Here is a 2,556-nt window from a genome sequence, read left to right on the forward strand (position 1 = left end):
CCGCTGCCTGCCGGTCGGAACCCGATGGTGCTGCTGGTTCAGGGCAATGTGCCGGAAACCGAGAAGATTGGCGGCCGCGACAATGTCGCGATCTTTCGCCGCTATCTGGCCCTGACGCGCTCCGGCATTGCCGACGCGCTGCCGGAGGCCGGCGGACGGCCGTTGGTGTATGTCTGGCCCGAGACGGCCTTTCCCGGCCTGCTGGCGGAAGACGATATCGCGCGGCGGATGATCGCGCGGGCCGGCGCGGGGGCGGCGGCGGGGGTGATCGGCACGATCCGCAGCGATTCCGAGGGGCGCTGGCGCAATAGCGTGATGGCGGTGACCGGGCCTGACGGGCGGGTGGCCGATCTCTACGACAAATCGCATCTGGTGCCGTTCGGCGAATATCAGCCGCGTTTCCTGCCGTTCCACGTCGTGCCCGGCGAGGGCATGGCGGCGGGGAACGGCGTCCAGACCTGGCATCTGCCGGATGTGGCGCCGGTCGGGCCGCTGATCTGCTATGAGGTGATCTTCTCCGGTCAGGTCGTGGACGCGAAGGATCGTCCGGACTGGCTGGTCAATGTGACCAACGATGCCTGGTATGGCGACAGCGCCGGGCCGCGCCAGCATCTGGCGGCGGTGCGGATGCGCGCGGTCGAGGAAGGGTTGCCGGTGGCGCGGGCCGCCAACACCGGCATTTCCGCCGTGTTCGACGCCCATGGCCATGAACTGGCGCGGCTGGGCTGGAACCGGCAGGGGGTGCTGGCCGTTTCCCTGGGGGGGGCATTGCCCGTGACAGTGTTTGGCCGGTGGGGACGTTGGATTCCGATCCTGCTGGCGATGATGACGCTGTTGCCCGCATTGGGAAAATGGCTGCCGGGGATTGGCAGACGCATGGCGATCCGCCGCCCGTAGCCGAGCGCTGCCTCGGGTGACGGCGTGGCTATATACGGTCATTTTTGGTAACATTTATACGTCTTGCGTATAGTCGGCTGCCCGTCACTGCCGGGCCGATCATGCGCGCACCGACGCGATATCTTACAAATTGATTGTCAAATTGTCAGTTAGCGGACTGTCAGGACGATGGTAAATCAAACGTTAATGTCGCATTATCCTGCCCGTCGCATATTGGACCCCGCTAATGCTCAGGGACAAGAAGAACCGTTGACCGACAAGCTTAGTGGTCCCAAGCCTGTGGATGTCCATGTCGGCGGTCGTATCCGGTTACGCCGGACATTGCTGGGCATGTCGCAGGAACGTCTTGGCGAGGCGCTGGGTCTGACGTTTCAGCAAGTCCAGAAATATGAGCGCGGGACCAATCGGGTCAGCGCATCGCGGCTGTATGAATTGTCGGACGTGCTGGATGTGCCGGTCAGCTTCTTTTTCGATGGGCTGGACCGTGGTCGCCGTTCGTCCGGCCAGACGGCTGGCAGACCCGGCCTCGAAATGTCATACGGCTTTGCCCAGGCCCAGGAGGCTTTTGGCGGCACGCCCGATGGTGCGCTGGCATCGACCAGTGAAGTGACCCTGCTGGCGCGTCGCGAGACGATCGAACTCGTGCGCACCTATTATCGCATCGAGGACGCCGCGATCCGCCGACGGGTGCTGGACCTGATCCGGATGATGATTCCGCCTGAATAAGCGGGGTCAAGGGGCCGACTGGCCCCTTGCGGGTCGAGGGCGGCGCCCTCGCCTTTCCTACTCGCGCCGAAGAACCCGGTCATTGACGAAGGACGCCAGCCGCCCGGCGACGAAATCCCGGCGCAATTGCGTCTCGTCATATTCATCACGCACCCAGTCCAGAAACGGGATGCGGCCTTCGGCCTGCTGCTGGTAGCGCAGGAAGAAGGCATCGAGAATACCGGTGCGCGAGCGGTTGAAATGGCCGAACCGCCATGAAAGCTGGCGCAGCGCCTGGGCCGAGGTGCCGCCTTCGAACAGGATGACCAGCCCCGAGGCGAGGCCCGCCCGGTCGGCGCCGGATTTGCAGTGCATCAGCATCGGGAATGCGATTGTCTGGTACATCGCGGCGAAGCGCAGGATGCGTTCCCGGTGCGGGGCGCCCCGACTTTCGAAGGCCATGTCCAGATGGGCCAGCCCCAGCCGGGACGCGGCCTCGCGCGACAGGGCGTCGGACCCGCATTTGCGGTGGCCGCGCAGATTGACCAGCGTGCGCAGGTGATGGCGGCGCTTGGCCGCCGCCAGCCGGGCCGGGGTGGGGTGGTTGCAGCGATAGACCTTGCCGGGGATGACGGCGGCGAGGTTGGTCCAGGGGATGCGGAAGATGGCATGATCGACGAACAGGCTGTCGATCCATGCCCGCCTTCTGCCGCCGGGCGCGGCCAGAGAACCTTCGAACACGGCGGGCGGCTTCCTTGACCGGACTAAAAAGAAAGGGCGCCGGATGTGTGTCATCCGGCGCCCCCTCCGTCAATCTCTTCCCGTTACACGGGATGGGAGATCGGGATCAGACCTTGCGTTCCAGTTGCAGTTCCTTGATCCGGGCGATGGCCTTCGCCGGGTTCAGGCCCTTGGGGCAGGTCTGGGTGCAGTTCATGATCGTGCGGCAGGCAT

At 64.9% G+C, this 2,556-nt stretch carries 3 protein-coding genes and 1 pseudogene; 2 read left to right on the plus strand and 2 right to left on the minus strand.

What is annotated here, in order from left to right; translation table 11 throughout:
- Both lnt and ABF821_RS20750 read left to right on the plus strand, forming a co-directional pair.
- The coding region (gene lnt, locus ABF821_RS20745; protein ID WP_415531441.1) for an apolipoprotein N-acyltransferase at positions 1-897 on the plus strand (897 nt) is incomplete at its 5' end.
- Positions 898-1,065: 168 nt separating this feature from the next.
- The gene (locus ABF821_RS20750) at positions 1,066-1,623 is read left to right on the plus strand and encodes a helix-turn-helix domain-containing protein (protein WP_182973108.1); all 558 of its coding nucleotides are present in this window, start codon (positions 1,066-1,068) and stop codon (positions 1,621-1,623) included.
- Positions 1,624-1,680: 57 nt separating this feature from the next.
- On the opposite strand, the gene ABF821_RS20755 is transcribed toward ABF821_RS20750, so the two are convergent.
- Together ABF821_RS20755 and ABF821_RS20760 are read right to left on the minus strand one after the other, a co-directional pair.
- On the minus strand, positions 1,681-2,343 hold the full coding sequence (locus ABF821_RS20755; RefSeq protein WP_415531442.1) for a protein tyrosine phosphatase: 663 nt from the start codon (positions 2,341-2,343) through the stop codon (positions 1,681-1,683).
- A 106-nt stretch (positions 2,344-2,449) separates the two neighbouring features.
- Positions 2,450-2,556, minus strand: a pseudogene (locus ABF821_RS20760) (succinate dehydrogenase iron-sulfur subunit); the annotation flags it as partial.

Source organism: Gluconacetobacter sp. (genome assembly GCF_047721585.1).
In the GTDB taxonomy this organism is placed as follows: domain Bacteria; phylum Pseudomonadota; class Alphaproteobacteria; order Acetobacterales; family Acetobacteraceae; genus Gluconacetobacter; species Gluconacetobacter dulcium.